The organism is Comamonadaceae bacterium OTU4NAUVB1 (assembly GCA_024372625.1).
Taxonomy (GTDB): Bacteria; Pseudomonadota; Gammaproteobacteria; order Burkholderiales; family Burkholderiaceae_C; genus Variovorax.
The window spans coordinates 276,926-293,962 of record CP099603.1 but is presented as its reverse complement, the minus strand read 5'-3'; the positions used below and the strand labels follow the sequence as shown (position 1 = coordinate 293,962).

15 protein-coding genes are annotated in these 17,037 nt (G+C 73.5%); 6 read left to right on the top strand and 9 right to left on the bottom strand.

What is annotated here, in order from left to right; translation table 11 throughout:
* Positions 1-44: 44 nt before the first annotated feature.
* Together NF681_01280 and NF681_01275 are read right to left on the bottom strand one after the other, a co-directional pair.
* Positions 45-707: a PIG-L family deacetylase gene (locus NF681_01280; GenBank protein ID UST52238.1), complete on the bottom strand. Its 663-nt coding sequence runs from the start codon at positions 705-707 to the stop codon at positions 45-47.
* Entirely contained in the window at positions 697-1,380 is a 684-nt protein-coding gene (locus tag NF681_01275) for a sugar transferase (GenBank protein ID UST52237.1), read from the bottom strand. The genes NF681_01280 and NF681_01275 overlap by 11 nt, the downstream gene beginning before the upstream one ends.
* 300 nt (positions 1,381-1,680) lie before the next feature.
* Between NF681_01275 and NF681_01270 the strand changes: the two genes are divergently transcribed.
* On the top strand, positions 1,681-1,950 hold the full coding sequence (locus NF681_01270; protein ID UST52236.1) for a hypothetical protein: 270 nt from the start codon (positions 1,681-1,683) through the stop codon (positions 1,948-1,950).
* 49 nt (positions 1,951-1,999) lie between these two features.
* Here the strand turns inward: NF681_01270 and putA are convergent, their stop codons facing one another.
* Positions 2,000-5,845, bottom strand: a complete 3,846-nt coding sequence (gene putA, locus NF681_01265) for a trifunctional transcriptional regulator/proline dehydrogenase/L-glutamate gamma-semialdehyde dehydrogenase (protein ID UST52235.1) — start codon at positions 5,843-5,845, stop codon at positions 2,000-2,002.
* Positions 5,846-5,940: 95 nt separating this feature from the next.
* Between putA and NF681_01260 the strand changes: the two genes are divergently transcribed.
* Positions 5,941-6,432: an Lrp/AsnC ligand binding domain-containing protein gene (locus tag NF681_01260; GenBank protein UST52234.1), complete on the top strand. Its 492-nt coding sequence runs from the start codon at positions 5,941-5,943 to the stop codon at positions 6,430-6,432.
* Between the two features lie 11 nt (positions 6,433-6,443).
* On the opposite strand, the gene NF681_01255 is transcribed toward NF681_01260, so the two are convergent.
* From NF681_01255 to NF681_01230, 6 genes are all read right to left on the bottom strand, one after another.
* Positions 6,444-7,004: a 2'-5' RNA ligase family protein gene (locus tag NF681_01255; protein UST52233.1), complete on the bottom strand. Its 561-nt coding sequence runs from the start codon at positions 7,002-7,004 to the stop codon at positions 6,444-6,446.
* A 5-nt stretch (positions 7,005-7,009) separates the two neighbouring features.
* Positions 7,010-8,050 carry a major royal jelly family protein gene (locus tag NF681_01250; GenBank protein ID UST52621.1) on the bottom strand — a complete coding sequence of 347 codons (1,041 nt, stop codon included), beginning with the start codon at positions 8,048-8,050 and terminating at the stop codon, positions 7,010-7,012.
* A 390-nt stretch (positions 8,051-8,440) separates the two neighbouring features.
* Positions 8,441-9,088: an aspartate/glutamate racemase family protein gene (locus NF681_01245; GenBank protein ID UST52232.1), complete on the bottom strand. Its 648-nt coding sequence runs from the start codon at positions 9,086-9,088 to the stop codon at positions 8,441-8,443.
* A complete protein-coding gene (locus NF681_01240) occupies positions 9,085-10,506 on the bottom strand; it encodes an MFS transporter (protein UST52231.1) in 1,422 nt (473 codons plus the stop codon). Before NF681_01240 ends, NF681_01245 begins: the two co-directional genes overlap by 4 nt.
* 167 nt (positions 10,507-10,673) lie before the next feature.
* Positions 10,674-11,561 (bottom strand): MurR/RpiR family transcriptional regulator, encoded by an 888-nt coding sequence (locus NF681_01235; GenBank protein ID UST52230.1) that lies wholly within the window; start codon positions 11,559-11,561, stop codon positions 10,674-10,676.
* 141 nt (positions 11,562-11,702) lie between these two features.
* On the bottom strand, positions 11,703-12,662 hold the full coding sequence (locus tag NF681_01230; protein ID UST52229.1) for a fatty acid desaturase: 960 nt from the start codon (positions 12,660-12,662) through the stop codon (positions 11,703-11,705).
* Positions 12,663-12,837: 175 nt separating this feature from the next.
* Between NF681_01230 and NF681_01225 the strand changes: the two genes are divergently transcribed.
* The 4 genes from NF681_01225 to NF681_01210 all read left to right on the top strand — a co-directional run bounded on the left by NF681_01225 (position 12,838) and on the right by NF681_01210 (position 17,028).
* Positions 12,838-14,601: a rhodanese-like domain-containing protein gene (locus tag NF681_01225; protein ID UST52228.1), complete on the top strand. Its 1,764-nt coding sequence runs from the start codon at positions 12,838-12,840 to the stop codon at positions 14,599-14,601.
* Positions 14,602-14,803: 202 nt separating this feature from the next.
* Complete coding sequence (locus tag NF681_01220) at positions 14,804-14,995, top strand: CsbD family protein (GenBank protein UST52227.1); 192 nt, start codon at positions 14,804-14,806, stop codon at positions 14,993-14,995.
* A gap of 83 nt (positions 14,996-15,078) precedes the next feature.
* The gene (locus NF681_01215) at positions 15,079-15,327 is read left to right on the top strand and encodes a CsbD family protein (GenBank protein ID UST52226.1); all 249 of its coding nucleotides are present in this window, start codon (positions 15,079-15,081) and stop codon (positions 15,325-15,327) included.
* A 198-nt stretch (positions 15,328-15,525) separates the two neighbouring features.
* On the top strand, positions 15,526-17,028 hold the full coding sequence (locus NF681_01210; GenBank protein UST52225.1) for a helix-turn-helix transcriptional regulator: 1,503 nt from the start codon (positions 15,526-15,528) through the stop codon (positions 17,026-17,028).
* Positions 17,029-17,037: the final 9 nt, after the last annotated feature.

The window sequence follows — 17,037 nt, the reverse complement described above, 5'->3', positions numbered from 1 at the left end:
CCTTGCGTGTAAGAAGAACCGACGCAGTGGCGGCGCGCGCCGGCTCAGATCCGGATGCGTCCGAGCTGGAACACCTCGGCATGGCCGTGCACGCCGGCGTAGGTCCAGGCGTCGCCCTGCGCGACCGCGTGCATGGCGCGGCCCCAGTTCTCGTCGCCATATTTCACGCGCTGGCTCTTGAAGGCGTCCAGCGCCCGCACCTTGGCGAGCATGTTGCCCACCGACAGCAGGCTCACGACGTTCGGCTGGAACGGGATGTCGGTGCGTCCGCTGGGGAAAGTGGGCTTGAACATCAGGAAGTTCGGCACCTTGCGCGCGGCCGCGACCGTGATCCGGTAGGCGCTGACATGGTCCTGGTGCGTGTCGGCGTGGAAATGCGTGAGCACGGTGTCCACGGCGTGGTCGCGCAGCATCGCCTCCAGGGCCTCGATCAGCCCCGGCATCCCCTCGTGCAGCGAGGTGTCCCGGCCGCCCATCGCGTAGACGTGGTCGACGTCCAGGTGCATGCAGGCGGCCAGGCTCTCCACATGGCGCGGGCGCGACGCGTCGCCCGCCAGGATCGCGACGCGCACGTCGCGTCCCTGCTCGCGCCACTTGTGGATCGAGCCGCCGGCGTTGAGCTCGACGTCGTCGGCGTGCGCGCCCACCAGCAGGATGCTGCGGCCGAGCCCCGGGAAATCGCGCGGGTGCCCGTCCTCACTCGCCATCGAAGAGCACCGCGCGCACCGTCCGCATCAGGATCCGGCAGTCCAGCCACAGGGACCAGTCCTCCACGTAGGCGACGTCGAGCGCCACGCGCTGCGCGAAGGTCTGCTCGTTGCGCTGGCTCACCTGCCACAGGCCGGTCAGGCCCGGACGCATCGCCGTGTAGTGCGGCCACGCGGCGCCGTAGAGCGCGCGCTGGCGCTCCATGCAGGGCCGGGGCCCGACCAGGCTCATGTCGCCCTTGAGCACGTTCCAGAACTGGGGCAGTTCGTCCAGGCTGAGGCGGCGGATCAGGCGGCCGACCGGCAGGATGCGGGGGTCGTTCTCCAGCTTCTGGAAGGTGTCCCATTCGGCGCGGGCGGCCGGGTCGCGCGCGAGGTGCGCCTCGAGCACCCGGTCCGAATCGATCACCATGGAGCGGAACTTGTGGAAGCGGAACGGCCGCCCGCCGCGCCCCATGCGGGTCTGGTGGTAATGCACCGGGTGGCCGCCGCCGAGCCAGACGCACGCGGCCACGATGACGTAGAGCGGGCCGAAGAAGGCGAAGAACGCCAGCGCGCCGACGATGTCGATGGCGCGCTTGACGACCAGGCCGGCGGCACGTGGCGCGGGTCCGCGAGCCGGTGCATGGTCGCCTCGGGCGCGCGTGCCGGCAGGCGTCGCGACTTTCGTCATGGGCCGGTGATCGGACGGGTCGGGACGGAACATCGGAATCCCATGGCCTGAGTTTAGAGTACCTTAGTACTATACAAGGCACGTCAAATCCCTGTGGGACGGAGGCGGGCGGCGCTCGAGGAAGGGACCGGCACGCAAGGTCCGGCGTCACGGTCGCGAGGCGACAGGTCGCGTCGGCGACACGGTGTTTATACTGGGTACGAAATCATTACAAACGGTCATGTCCGACGTCCCCGCAAGCCCTCGTCCGGGTGCGCCGGGCGCCGGGACGGTCCTTTTCCAACACGCCGAGGTGACCCCATGCACGCCATCAAGACCGCCCGCCACCTGATCACGCAGGACCCCGCGACCCCGACCGCCAAGACCCTGGCCCGGCTCGTGCTGGCCCTGGAGTCGGAGAGCAACTTCGACATCTCCAGCCTCTACGCGCTCGACATCGATTCCTTCCAACTGGCGATCTCGATCCTCAAGGAATGGCGCCTGGAGCGCTACTACGCCGGCAAGGCCAAGCTGTTCGACGTCGCCCTGCAGGCGCGCGACCTCGCGACGCCGCCGTCCGAGCGGCACTGAGGCGGGTGCCGCCATCCCCCGGCGCCGGGGACGGCGCCGGGACCGCGCCTCAGGCGATCGTCATCAGGCTCGCGTTGCCACCCGCCGCGGCGGTGTTGACGCTCGTCGCGCGTTCGACGACCAGCCGCTCCAGCGGCCATGCCGGCGCCGCTGCACCATTCGACGAAGGGCCGTGGACGCCGACGATCGGCCCCGGGCGCGCCGCCATCGCCTGATTGACCGCCCGCAGCGACGCGGCGTCGCCCCGGTGGAGCACGGCATCGACGTCCGCGCCGTCGCCGCGCCAGTCGGCCACCAGCGTGATCGCCGCCCGCACCGGCGCCGGCAGTCGCGCGGCGAGCGGCGCCCCTTCCGCCGGCCAGACCGCCCGCCCCCCCACCGCCAGCACCGACGCCAGCTGGCCCAGCCGGTCCGCGTCGGCGTCGGCCAGGCACAGCACGGCCTCGCGCGGCATCAGCGTGTAGACGTTGCGCTCGCCGGTCGGTCCCGGCAGTTCGCGCGCGGCGCCCGGGCCGGGCTGCTCCGCGAGGCGGTCGCACAGCGCGCCGAGTCCGGCCGGGCCGGCGGCCGTCGCCCAGGCGCGCAGCGCGTCGAAGGCCGGACGTTCCGTCCCCCGGATCCCTGCGGGCACCGGTGCCGCCGCGCCGGCCGCCCCGACCGCGCGGACCAGCGCGTCGTCGGGCCGGTGCGACAGCAACCGGTAGAGGTAGAGCGGTCCACCCGCCTTCGGACCCGTGCCCGACAGGCCCTCGCCGCCGAACGGCTGCACGCCCACCACGGCCCCCACCATGTTGCGGTTCACGTAGACGTTGCCCGCGCGCGCCGCGCCCGTCACCTGGGCGATGGTCTCGTCGATGCGCGTTTGCAGACCCATCGTCAGCCCGTAACCGGTCGCCGCGATGCGCTCGAGCAGCCCGGCGAGGTCGGTGCGGCGGTAGCGCACGACGTGCAGCACCGGCCCGAACACCTCGCGCCGGAGTTCGGCGATGTCGTCGAGTTCGATCAGCGTGGGCACCACGAAGGTGCCGTGGGCGGTCGCCGCGCCGGCGTCCCCTTCGTCGACGGCATCGGCGCCGGCGTACCGGGCACGGAACACCGCGCGGCCCCTGGCGCGCATCGCCTCGACGTGGCGCTCGATGCCCGCGCGCGCATCCTCGTCGATGACCGGGCCGACGTCCACGGCCAGCCGGGCCGGGTCGCCGAGCCGGGCCTCCGCCATCGCGCCCTTGAGCATCGCGACGACGCGCTCGGCCGCCTCCTCCTGCAGGCACAGCACGCGCAGGGCCGAGCAGCGCTGACCCGCGCTGTCGAAGGCCGAGGCCATGACGTCGGCCACCACCTGCTCGGCCAGCGCCGAGGAATCGACCACCATCGCGTTCTGCCCGCCGGTCTCCGCCACCAGCGGCACCGGCCGGCCGTCGCGGCCCAGGCGCCGGGCCAGCGACTTCTGCAGCAGCCGGGCGACGTCGGTCGACCCGGTGAAGAGCACGCCCTGGACGCGGGCGTCGTCCACCAGCATGGCGCCGACGGTCTCGCCACGGCCCGGCAGCAGCTGCGCCACGCCCGGCGGCACGCCGGCCTCCCACAGCCGGCGCATGGCGTGCGCGGCCACCAGCGGCGTCTGCTCGGCGGGCTTGGCCAGCACCGGGTTGCCCGCCGCCAGCGCGGCCGCGACCTGGCCCAGGAAGATCGCCAGCGGGAAGTTCCAGGGGCTGATGCACACCACCGGCCCCAGCGGCCGGTGCGTCGCCACGGCGAAGTCGGCGCGCGCCTGGGCGGCGTAGTAGCGCAGGAAGTCGATCGCCTCGCGCACCTCGGCGACGGCGTTCGCCGCCGTCTTGCCGGCCTCGCGGGCCAGCAGGCCGATCAGTGGCCCCAGGTCCGCCTGCAGCGCGTCGGCGGCCCGCTCCAGGGCGTCGGCGCGCGCGGCCGGCGCGGTGGCGGCCCAGGCCGGGGCCGCCGCGTCCGCCGCCGCCAGCGCCGCCTCGACGTCGCCGGACGCGGCCTCCATGACGTGGCCGACGAGGTCGCGTCGGTCGGCCGGATTGCGAACCTCCACGCGCGCGCCCTCGAACGCCGGTCCGGCGGGCGTCGCCGGAGCGGCGGGCCCGTCGCCGCCCGTGCCCGCCGCCGGCGCGCCGGTCATCGGCGCGGCCGTCCACGCACGCCTGGCCGCCTCGGCGACGGACCGTGCGAGGTCGCGCAGCGTGTCCTCGTCGGAGAGGTCCAGGCCGGTGGAATTGCGCCGGGCGGGGCCCAGGAGGTCGGCCGGCAGCGGGATCGACGGATGCGGCAGCCCGGCGCGGCCCTCCGTCCGGGCCAGGTGCTCGACGGTCTCCACCGGGTCCTCCACCAGCGACGCCAGCGCCAGGGTCGGGTCGGCGATGCGGTTGACGAACGACGTGTTCGCGCCGTTCTCTAGCAGCCGGCGCACCAGGTAGGCCAGCAGGGTCTCGTGCGTGCCCACCGGCGCGTAGATGCGGCACGGCCGCCCCAGTCCACCGGCGGCGGGGTCGCCTACCACCTGCTCGTAGAGCGGCTCGCCCATGCCGTGCAGGCACTGGAACTCGTACTGGCCCGGCGTCCAGGCCGACGGATCGGCCATCTGGTGGATCGCCGCGACGGTGTGGGCGTTGTGGGTGGCGAACTGCGGGTACACCGCCTCGGGCGCCGCCAGCAGCTGGCGCGCGCAGGCCAGGTAGGCCAGGTCGGTGTGCGGCTTGCGGGTGTAGACCGGGTAGCCGGCCTGGCCGTCGACCTGGGCGCGCTTGATTTCCGAATCCCAGTAGGCGCCCTTGACCAGCCGGACCATCAGCCGGTGGCCGCTGCGCCGGCCCAGGTCGATCAGGAAGTCGATCACCCGGGGGCAGCGCTTCTGGTAGGCCTGGACGACGAAGCCGATGCCGTGCCAGCCCGCGAGCGCGGGCTCGTGGCACAGGCGTTCGAGCAGGTCCAGCGACAGTTCCAGCCGGTCGGCCTCCTCCGCGTCGATGTTCAGTCCGATGTCGTGGCCGCGCGCCTGGACGGCCAGGTCCCGCACCAGCGGGTAGAGCTCGGCCATCACGCGGTCGTGCTGCGCGCGGACGTAGCGCGGGTGCAGGGCCGACAGCTTGATCGAGATGCCCGGGCCCGCCTGGTGGCCGGCGCCGGCCGCGGCACGGCCGATGGCGTCGATGGCGCGGCGGTAGTCGCCCAGGTAGCGCCGGGCGTCGTCGCCGGTGAGCGCGGCCTCGCCGAGCATGTCGTAGGAGTAGCGGAAGCCCCGCGCCTGCTGCGGCACGGCATGCCGCAGCGCGTCGGCGATGGTCTCGCCGGCCACGAACTGCTCGCCCATCACGCGCATCGCCATGTCCACGCCCTTGCGGATCAGGGGCTCGCCGCCCTTGCCCACGAGCCGCGCGAGCGTGGTGGACAGGCCGCGCTCGCTGTGCGTGGCCACCAGGCGCCCCGTGAGCATCAGGCCCCAGGTCGCGGCGTTGACGAACAGCGACGGGCTGCGCCCGACGTGGCGATGCCAGTCGCCCTCGGCGATCTTGTCGCGGATGAGGGCGTCGCGCGTGGCGGCGTCCGGGATGCGCAGCAGCGCCTCGGCCAGGCACATCAGCGCCACGCCCTCGCCCGAGGACAGCGAATACTCCTGCAGCAGCCCCTGCACCAGCCCCGCGCGGCCCCCCGCGCCCTTGCGCTCGCGCAGGGTCGCGGCGAGCTTCAGCGCGAGCCGCTGGGACGCCCGTGCCTCGTCGGGCGCCTGCCGCGCCCGCGTCAGCAGGGGCGCCACGGCATCGGGCTCGGAAATGCGCGTCGCGGCGGTGATGGCACGACGCAGCGCGTCGCGCGGCGGCGCGAGGCCGCTGGCGAAGGGAGGCACGGGCAGCGTGGTGGAAAGGTTCGGCATGGCGATGGCGGGTTGGTGGATCTGACCATCATCCGGCGATCGAGGCAGAATGTTTCACCAAATTCGAGCCCGATCACCCAACGAATCACCATGCCATGACGCCTGACTCCCCGGTGGCGCCGCCCGCCTCGCTCGACCGCATCGACCTGCGCATCCTGGCCCTGCTCCAGGCCGACGGCCGCCTGTCCAACCTGAAGCTCGCCGACGCGGTGAGCCTGTCGCCCACCGCGACGCTCGCGCGCGTGCAGCGCCTCACGCGCGACGGCTTCATCCTGGGCTACGAGGCACGGCTCGATCCGGTGCGGCTGGGCGCCGGGATGCTGGTCTTCGTCGAGGTGCTGCTCGACCGCACGACGCCCAACGTCTTCGACGAGTTCAAGGCGGCGGTGCAGGTGCGCCCCGAGATCATGGAATGCCACATGGTGGCCGGCGGCTTCGACTACCTGCTCAAGACGCGCAGTGCCGACATGAACGCCTACCGCCGCTTCGCCGGCGACGTGCTGTGGCGGCTGCCGGGCGTGCGCGAGACGCGGACCTACGCGGTGATGGAGGAGGTCAAGCACTCCACCCACCTGCACATCCGCTGAGGCCCGGCGCCTCAGCCGCGCGGCGTCGCAGGCGCGGACGGCACGGATGGCACGGACGGCGTGGCGACGAACGGCAGCGTCGCGACGTGCGCCCACGGTCCGCCGACGTAGCGCCAGACCTGCAGGCCGGTCGCGCCGACGTCGTGCGGCGCGAAGTCGCGTTCGAGCTCGGCCTGCAGCGCGCGCGCCACCGCCGGCTCGACCTTGTTCTGCACCGTGACGTGCAGGCGCCCCTGCCAGGCGCGGTCCTGGCGCGACAGCAAGGCGTCCCAGCGCCCGGCCAGCGCGCGGCGCAGGTCCAGCGCGCGCGCGGACGTCATCCCGTAGGCGACGCCGCCGCCCAGGAACAGCAGCCGGTCGACGCGCAGGGCGAAGGCCAGGGTCGCGCCGGCCCGTTCGGCGGCGTCGCGCAGCACCTCGTCCTCGGCCGCCAGCGGCAGCGCGTGGAACAGCGTGACGTGGGCATCGAGCCAGTTGCGGTGGGGCGGGAAATGACGCTGGCGCAACGCCGTGAAGCGCGCGGCGGCGTCCGGGTCCATGCGCAGCGTGACGATCAGGGCGGTCGCTTCCATCGCCATCAGCCCACCGCCGCCGGGCCGGCGTCGACCCGGATGCGGAACAGGTCGTAGGGCGGCCGCTGGCGGTCCTCGCCGCCGTGGTATTCGGCGCGGCGCTGCACCTGCGCCGCGTTGCAGTACAGCCAGCCGTCGCTCGCCAGGTGGAAGGTGTCGGGCCACGACAGGCGCGGGTCGCGCGCCAGGATCTCGATGCGGCCGTCGGGGTCGCGCCGGCCGATCGCGTCGAATTCCTGCAGCGCCAGGTAGACGCGGTCGCGGTCGTCGCAGGCCAGCCCGCCGGTCATGCCCTTCTCGCCCAGATCCCGGACGGTGGCCGCCACGGCGGCGTCGCCGGGCGCGTCGAGCAGGGCCAGCGCGTCGACCGCGTACAGGTTGCGACCCATCAGCGGGGCGTAATAGAGGGTCCGGCCGTCGTGGCTCAGGGCGATGCCGTTGGCGCCGCCCTTGACCGGACTGCGCCGGCCCGAAGCGTCCACGCGCTCGACCGGCCGCCCCTCGACGATCTTCAGGATGCCCTCGACCGAGGCCGTGCTGCGGTGCGCGCCCAGCCGCCGCACCGCCCGGCCGCTGGCGAGATCGACCGCGATCAGCGCGCCCTGGCCGTCCTGTCCCTGGTCGGTGACGTAGGCCACCTCGCGCCCGCGCCCGCCGGCTCGCACCCGCAGGTCGTTGAGCGAGGACGTCGCCACGACCACCGCGTCCAGCGGGATCACCCGCAGCACGCGGTCGGTCGCGATGTCGATGCAGACCAGCTTGGCGGCGCCGGCGAGCGGCGGGCTCGAACCGCTCGGCAGGCCGGCGTCGAGCAGCCACAGCCGTCCCGCCGCGTCGAACACGCCGTTGGGCACGTGCACCAGCGTGGCGCCGGGGCGCCGCGCGTCGGGCCGGTGGGTCGCCGCGTCGGGATAGGGCGACACCCGTCCCTCGGCGTCCACCTCCCCCACCGTGAAGGGCGTCGCGGCGTCGAAGCGCGGCATGAAGACGAACAGCCGCCCCGTGGGCGACCACGCGATGCCGGTGGGCGTGGACGGGCAATGCATGCGGCGCACCCGTTCCAGGGTGCCGACGGCGGGCGGCGCGTCCGGGGACGGCGACGTGACAGGCGTGGCAGGCGTGGACGGCACGGGAAGCGCCGACGGGTGCCGGATTCCGGCGCTCGTGCAGCCCGCCGCGACGACGGCGCCCAGGGTGCCGATGGCGCCGGCGAGCACGTCGCGGCGAGGCAGGGAGGATGACGGGGGAGATGGAAGGGGCATGGCGATGGCACGCGACGGCGCGCGCACGGGGAGCGGGAGGCGGCGGCACGACGGCGACCGGCACCGTCGTCACGAGGAAGGCGCCATTGCCGCCGCCCGCCCCGCCCTCGCCCGTGGGAAGCCATCGCCGGACGCGGCACGCCCTTTCTTACGGACGCCGGGGCCGCGACGGCGTCACAGCGCGGCGACCGCGCGCATGGCCGCGGCCACCGGCACGATCACCGGCACCGAGAAACGCGCCGCGATGCGTCCGGCGCTGTCCGCCAGCGGCCCGCCGCCGATCACCACGGCTTGCGCGCCGTCCCGCTCGATGGCCAGGCGGACCGCCTCGGCCAAAGCCTCGTCCTGCAGCGCGGGCTGCGCGGCCAGGCGTAGCGGATCGCCCGGCGGGATGCGGCAGCCCGTGAAACGCCCGGCCAGCCCCAGCCGGGCAATGGCCACGACGATCGGCGCTTCCAGCCCGGGCGTGGTGGTGGCGACGCCGAAGCGCCGCCCGAGCGCGGCCGCCTCGCGCAGCGAGGCCTCGCCGATGCCCACCACCGGCACCCCGACGGCCGCGCGCAGGCGTTCCAGTCCCGGGTCGCCGAAGGCGCTGACCACGATCGCCGACACGCGCGACGCGTGGTGCCGCCCGATCCGCACCACCTCGTCGACCGACGTGGCCAGCTCCGAGGCCGTGGTGATCATGGCCGCGCCGCGCTCGGCGGTCTCGCTCTCCAGCGCGAAGTCCGGCGGCAGGGCCACGCGGGCGACGGCGTGCATCATGGCCGTCGTCGCGCGCGACGTGTTGGGGTTGATCAGCAGGACCACCGGCGCGTTCATGGCGCGGCCGCCGCCTCGTCCGCTCCGGCCTCGATCGAGCGGCCGAACGTCTCCGGCGCGAACTGCACCGCCACCGCGAAGATCGCGTACATCGCCGCGATCATCCCGAACATGCCCGCCACGCCGTACAGGTCGAACATCCGGCCGGCGGCCAGTTGCGACAGCGCGCCGCCCACCGTGCCCAACGCCAGCAGGAACGACACGCCCAGGCCGCGCATGCGGGTCGGATAGAGCTCCGGCGCGTAGATCCAGATGGAGGTGTTGAGGGTCAGCACGCAGAACTGGAACAGCGCGCCGAAGAGCAGGATCATGGCGACGCTGCTGGTGAGGTTGCCGAAGGCCAGTCCCGCGAGGCAGGCCGCGATCGCGCCGAAGGTCAGGACGCGCTTGCGCGGAAAGTGGTAGCCCATGACCGAGGCGGCGATCGCGCCCAGCAGGCTGCCGCTCTGCATCACGATGGTGAAGGCGAAGCTCCTGGTGATCGAGTAGCCCTGCGCCACCAGGATGGTCGGCATCAGCGTGAGCACCGACAGCTGCGCGCCGAAGGTCATCCACGACGCGATGCCCACCGCGACGGTGCGCCGCGCGTAGGGGCCGCTGAAGATGTCGCCCAGCGACGCCCGGCGCCGCGGCGGCGCGAGCGTCTCCGCGCCGGCGGTGATGTAGTCGCGCACCTCGCAGCGGCCGTTGGCCAGCCGGCCCGACGCCAGCATCGACAGCACCTCGTTGGCCTCCCTCACCCGCCCCTGCGACAGCAGGAAACGCGGCGTCTCCGGCACGAAGCGGCGGTAGAAGACGATGAACACCGCCGGCAGCACCAGGCAGGCGAACAGCCAGCGCCAGGCGTCGGCGCCGGGAAAGATCGCGAACACCAGCAGCGCGAAGGCCGGCGCGAGCATGTTGCCCAGCCCGCCGCCGCCGACGTTGATCAGCCCCACCGCCGTGCCGCGGAAGCGCGCCGAGCAGAACTCCGCCAGCATCGTCACCGCCGTCGTGATCTCCCCGCCCAGGCCCAGCCCGACGACGAAGCGGCCGATGCACAGCACCGTGTAGTTGGGCGCCAGCGCGCAGACGATGGCGCCGAAGGTGAACAGCGCCAGGTTCACGTTGAGCATGAAGCGCCGGCCCTTGCGGTCGGCGAAGTAGCCCGAGCCCAGGCGCCCGGTCGCCGCAGCGATGAAGGTGATGGTGTTGAGAAAGCCGATGTCGGTCGCGCTCAGGCCCCACTGCGCGCGCAGCAGCGGCCCGACCAGGCCGACCGCGTTCTGCTCGAAGACGTCGAACAGGACGCCGCACACCACCAGGAAGATGATGGTCTTGTGGGAGCGCGTGACGCCGATGCCGTCGAGCGCGTCCTCGAGCTGGCGCATCTGCGCGGTCTGGGGGGCGGACGATGCCGCGATGGGGGCTCCTGCCATGTCGGATCCTCGTTTTCCGTGACGTTGCGAAGGGCGCGCGATGGTGCGACGCCCGCTGCTGGTGCCTCCTCCGAGGACCGCGTCAAGAAAAGCATTTTTCATGCCACTCGCTTGATGAAATCATTTTTTCATCGACGGGCGATGGCGGGCCGCGTCCGGTCCCCCGCTCAGGACGCCGGCCGGCGGGCGTCGGACGGCGCCCGCAACTCCGCCAGGGCGTCGTGCGCCGCCTCGACCCGCGACAGGCGCTGGCGCCCGGCGGCACCGGCCTGCGCCATGACGCGGGTGGCCAGCAGGTCGCACAGCAGCATCAGCGCGACGTGGTTGTCCAGCGGCCCGGGCGAGCCCGAATGGCAGCGGATCACCCAGTGCGCGCCGGCCGGAGCGCCGGACTGCGCGTCGGTCACGCACAGCACGCGCGCGCCGGCGGCGACGGCCTGCTCGGCGAAGCGCGTGGCCACGTCGAGGCTGCGCCGCAGCGCGAAAAGCACCAGCACGTCGCCGCCGTCGAGGTCCGCCGCGTACTCCGCGAGCGTCTCGCCCGGCCCCGGGATCACCTGCGTGCGCGGCAGCAGCTGCGCGAGTTGCCAGCGCAGGTAGGCGGCGAAGTTGCGGTTGTTGCGGTAGCCCACGAACCAGACGCCGCGCGCCTGGGCGATGGCCCCGGCGATCTCGTCGACCGTGTCCTCGCCCAGGTCGGCGAAGGTGGCCGCGATGTTCTGGTGGGCGCGCTGGACGTGGGCGTCGATCGAGCCTTCCGGCGCGCCCTGGCCCAGCGGCTTCAGGAACAGGGGCGAGCCCTCGGCGCGGGCCTCGCGCGCGTGACGCCGGGCCGCCTCGTAGCTGTCGTAGCCCAGCCGGCGCACGAAGCGCGTCACCGTGGCGTTGGAGACCTCGACCAGCGCCGCCAGTTCGGAGGCGGTGTAGCTGGCGAGGTCGCCCGGAAAGGCCAGGATGAAGTCGCCCAGGCGCTGCTCGCTCGGCGGCAGCGCGTCGCGCATGCGGCGGATCTGGGTCAGGAACGAGCGGTTCGGGGCGGACGGCGACGGGGGCATTCGGTCGGGCGTGGGGGCAACGGGCAGCGGGATGGAAAGCCGGCGGCGCCGGCGGACGGCCGGCGTGACGCGCGCCGCCGAGGATACGTGGTCGCGGGCGGCGCCAGGCCCGGACCCCGGCGGCGCCCGCGCCCCGGCCCCCTACCAGCGCGGGTGCACGGGCTCGAACACCGGCCGCAGCAGGTAGCGCCGCGCGATCTGCCCGTAGCCCCGGTAATAGAAATGGCCGTTGGCCGCCAGGATGGCCGCGCGGTGGGTGCGGAAGTGCGCCGGGATGCGGTACCACGGCATCGTCGGCGCGCGGTGGTGGACGTGGTGGAAGTTGTTGTTGAGGTAGAGCAGCCCGAACAGCGCGTTCGACTCGACGATGGCGACCCGCCCGTGAGGCGACGCCTCCCAGCGGTGCTCGGTGAAGGCGCGCAGCGCGCCCAGCATCATGTTCGGGTAGACGAAACACAGGACGTACGTCCACGCCGCCATGTCCGCCAGCTGCGTCACGATCCCGAGGAGGACCGCGACGCCGAGCGCGTGGCGCGCCCAGATGCCCAGGTGAGAGCGGTCGCCGCGTGCCAGGCGCGCGACCTCCGCGCGGGCGAAGCCGGCCAGCCGCAGCCACGGCCCGGCGACCATCCGGAAGGCGAGCGTCTGGTCGGCCCGGGCGACCGCGCGCCGCAGCCGTCCGTAGCCGTTCCAGGCGCTGGCGGCGTGGTAGGCGCTCTCGGTGTCCTTGCCCGGATGGGTGAGGTGGAAGTTGACGTGGTGGGCGCTGTGACTGCGTTGGAACAGCGCGTAGGGCAGCCACAGGTTCAGCGGCGGCCACACGGCCGCGAGGCGCAGGGCGCGCGGCACGTGGCGCATGGCGTGGATGGCCTCGTGCTGGAGCGAGCCGTGCAGCTGCACGGTGTAGCCCCCGAGCAGGAACAGCGCGACGGGCGGGATCTGCCGGTGCCACCACACCAGCGCCGCCCAGACCGCGTAGACCAGCGCGATGAGCAGCAGCGTCGGAACCTCGTGGCGATGCCAGCGCCGGCGCAGCGCACCCGGCGCACCGGTTTCTGCAACCGACGGCGCGGACGGAGCTGACGGCGAATCGTGGGACATCGTTCGGGGAAGGCGGTGCGACGGCGAGGCGGCCATGGTGCCGCCGTCGCGGCGGCGCGCTTGCGACGTTTGCGAGTGAGCACATGCGGAAACCCTGCTTGGCGTGGCGCGGGCCGCCGCCTAGAGTCGGACCGGTCGCGCCTGCGGCATTCCCCGGCCGACCGCGCCACCCCCGATGCCCACGACGCCCACGACGCCCCCCACCCTCGCCGCCCCCGCCCGCTTCATCACGCCGCCGGACCTCCACGCGGCGCTGCGCGCACGGGGCGAACTCGCCCTGCTCGACGTGCGGGAAGCGCGCGCCTACGTCCGCGCCCACCTCGCGCTTGCGCGGATGGCGCCGCTGTCGTGCCTCGAACTCGACGTGGGCGCGATGGTGCCGCGACGGGGCACGCCGGTGATCCTGGTGGACGACGCGGGGGCCGACGGGTCCGACGGCGCGGCGGGCGGACCCGGACCGGCGCTGCGCGCCCGGACGCTCCTGATGCGGCGCCTGGGCTACACCGACGTGCGCGTGCTCGCCGGCGGCGTCGCCGGCTGGATCGCCGAGGGCCTGCCGGTGATCGACGGCTACGGTGCCCTGGTCAAGGCCTTCGGCGACCGGATGCGCCGCCACCACGCGACGCCCGGCGTTACCGGTGCCCTGCTTCGCGGGCGGCGGGCGGCCGGCGAACCCGTCACGCTGGTCGACGCCCGGCCGGCCGACGAGTACGCCTACCTGGCGCTGCCCGGGGGCGCCAACCACGCCGGCACCGAACTCGCGCTGCGCGACTGGGGCGCCGGGGCGGCGGCCGGTCCCTGGATCGTCAACTGCTTCAGCCGCACGCGCGGCATCATCGGCGCGACCACGCTGCGGGTGCTGGGCCACCCCGACGCCCGCTTCCTGGAAGACGGCGTCATGCAGTGGACGCTCGACGGCGCGCCGGCCGTGGCGGACGCCGATCCGGCCTTCGCCCTGCCGGACGCCCCGGCGGGCGAACTGCGCCGCCGGGCCGACGCGCTCATCGACCGCCATCGCCTGGCGCGGGTGCGTCCCGACGCGCTGGCGCGCCTGCGGATGGCGACCGACCGCACGCTCTACGCCTTCGATCTGCGCCCGGGCGCGGTCGACGGCGCGCCCTGGCAGGACGGCGGCGGCGACGGCGGCGACGGCGACGGCGACGGCGACGGCGTCACCGTGCGCGCGGTCGCCGGCGGACAGCTGCTGATGCATTTCGAGAACCTCGTGGGCACCCGCCACGCCCGCATCGTGCTGATCGACGAGACGCACCGGCTGCGCGCCGCCGTCACGTCGTACTGGCTGACGCAACTCGACCAGGCCGAGGTGCTGATCCTCGACGGTCCACCGCCGTGCGGGGCGCCGACGCCGTGCGGGGCGCCGACGCCGCGCCGCTCGCCGGCGCCGGCGCGTACCGCCGGCGCGGCCGAAGGCGAGGCCCTCTCGCCGGCGCGGCTTTCGGCCCTGCTGGCGGACGGGTCCGCCCACGTCGAGGTGATCGACGTCGGACCCAGCGCCGAGTACGAACGCCATCACCTGCCGCGCGCCCGCTTCCTGCTGCCGTTCACCTGGGCGCCGCTGGCCGGCCTCGGGACGGGCGCGCGCATCGTCTTCACGTCGCCCGACGGCCGCGCCGCGCGGCTCGCGGCGCGCGACGCGTGCGAGCGCCGACCGGGCGCGGCCGCCTGGCTCGACGGCGGCACGCGGGCGTGGCGCGACGCCGGCCTGCCCACCGAGCGCGAGTGGGCGCCCTGGCAGCTGCTCACCCCGTTCGAGGACGACTGGGGTTCCGTCATGCGCCTCCCGCCCGAGCGCCGTCCGGACGCCTGGCGCGACTACCTGGCCTGGGAACGCGCGCTCGACGCACAGATGGCGCGCGACGCGACGGTGTCGTTCCGGCCGTTCGCGCCCTGGCCGCCCACCCCGGCACCCACCACGTAGGCGCCCGAACCCGGCCCTACGGGTCCGCGGGAACGTCACCTACGCGTCACGAACGGAACTACAGGAAATGGTTCAAATGCACTACATGCCGTAGTGCATCTGAAGGCGTCCAGCGCGCGACGCATTGCTTAGCATGGTCGGGTTCGCGAGCGATGCGAATGCCCCCAGCGGTTTGCTGCGGGCGATCTCCGGGACCCGTCCGATGAACAAGAACACGACCGAAGGCCAGCTGAAGCAAGTCAAGGGCTCCGTCAAGGAAGCCCTGGGCAAGGTGATCGGCAACGACAGCCTGGAGGCCGAGGGCGCGACCGAGAAAGCCGTCGGCAAGGCCCAGAAGGGCGCCGGCGAAGCCCAGGAGATCGCCCGCGAGACCACCCGGAAGAAGCCGGGCTAGACCGCCGGAAGCGGCGCCCTCCCGCACCGAGCCGGGCCCATTCGTCTCATTTCCATCCACTCCAACCTATCCGAGGAATCCACATGTTCAACAAGACCGAAGGCACCTTCCAGAACATCGCCGGCCGCGTGCAGGAAGCATTCGGCGCCGCCACGGGCGACACCGGCAATGAGGTCAAGGGCAAGGTCCGCCGCGCCGCCGGCGACGCCCAGTACGGGTACGGCGAAGTCGTCGAGCAGTTGCGCGAGTCGGCCGTGAAGAACCCGATCGGCACGGTCGCCATCGTCGCCGGCGTCTTCTTCGTCGTCGGCGCGATGTGGGCGCGCCGCTGAGCGTCGCCCCGCCCCGCGCCGACGCGTCCTGAACGGACCGGCGCGCCCCGAGAACCCACCCAGCCACCCGGGCCCCACGGCCCGGCGCGGTAACCGGTGGCTGGTCCGAACACCGGTCGGCACGGACCACCGACCCCGACCCGTGTTCCCTCCGGTGCGACCGATGGTCCCCGGCGGAGCCGTTCGCCCCGCTTTTCCATGATCGACACCGCCCTGCAGCGCAACACCGACCGCCGGCAGTTGCAGCAAATCATCGCCGGCCTGACCGAAGGCGTCATCCTGATCGAGCCCGACCAGACGATCCTGTGGGCCAACGAGGCCGCCCTGGGCATGCACGGCGTCACTGAACTCGGCGCGCTCGGGCGCGACGTCACCGAGTACCGCGAGCGGTTCCGGCTGCGCTATCGCAACAACCACGCGCTCGCCGACGGGCGCTATCCGATCGAGCGGGTCATCTCCGGGGAAAAATTCACCGACGTGGTGGTCGAGGTGTTCCTCGCCGCCGACCACGACGTCAGCTGGGTCCACCGCGTGCGCAGCCTGGTGCTGACCGACGCCGACGGCGATCCCGACGTGCTGGTGCTCATCCTGCACGACGCGAGCGCATGGGCCGATGCCGAACTGCGCTTCGAGCGCACCTTCAACGCCAATCCCGCGCCGGCCATCATCTGCCGGCTGAGCGACCAGCGCTACGTCAAGGTCAACCGCGGCTTCCTGGACATGACCGGCTGCGAGAGCGACGACCTGATCGGGCGGACGGTCTACGAGTTCGACGTCTTCGCGCAGGCGGCGCAGCGAGAGACCGCCATCGCCCACCTGCGCCACGGCGAGACCATCCCGCAGATGGAGTCCGTGCTGCGCCTGCCGGGCGGGCACAAGCCGGTCATCGTGGCGGGCCAGCCCATCGAGATCGGCGAGGAAGCCTGCATGCTGTTCACCTTCGTCGACCTCGAACCGCGACGCCGCGCCGAGGCCTCGCTGCGCCAGAGCGACGAGCGCTTCCAGAAGGCGTTCCGCATGCTGCCCGTGCCCACGGCCGTGCTGCGCGCGGACGACCTGCGGCTGCTGGACGTCAACGAGGCGTTCTGCCTGGCCGCGTCGTGCGACGCCGGGGACCTGCTGGGCCCGCCGCCCGCGAAGGTGTCGCGCTGGCTCGACCCGTTCGTGGCGACGCTGGAGAAGCACCTGGGACGCAGCGCGAGCGCGCGCAACATCGACCTGCGCATCGACTTCGGCGACGGCGAGCCCGTCGACGGGCTGGCGTCGGCCGAGCGGGTGTCGATCGACGGGCAGGCCTGCATCCTGCTGACCTGGCTGGACATCACCGAGCGCCGGCGCTCGGAGATGGAACTGGTCGCGGCGATCGAGCTGGTGCTGCAGGACACCTCCTGGTTCAGCCGGTCGCTCGTGGAGAAGCTGGCCAACGTCAAGCGGCCCGGCGAGCGCGCCGGCAAGGCCGTGATTGATCACCTGACACGGCGCGAGCAGCAGGTGCTGGAGGCCCTGTGCGGCGGCGATTCGGACAAGGAGATCGCCAAGCGGCTCGGCGTCGCGCTCGGCACGGTGCGCAACCACGTCGCGAAGATCTACGCCAAGCTCGGCGTCCACAGCCGCAACGCGGCGCTCCTGTGGGCGCGCGACCGGGGCCACTTCCCGAATGCCAGGCGCAGCGCCGGGAGCTGGCGCGCGAACGGCGGCTGAGGCCGCGCG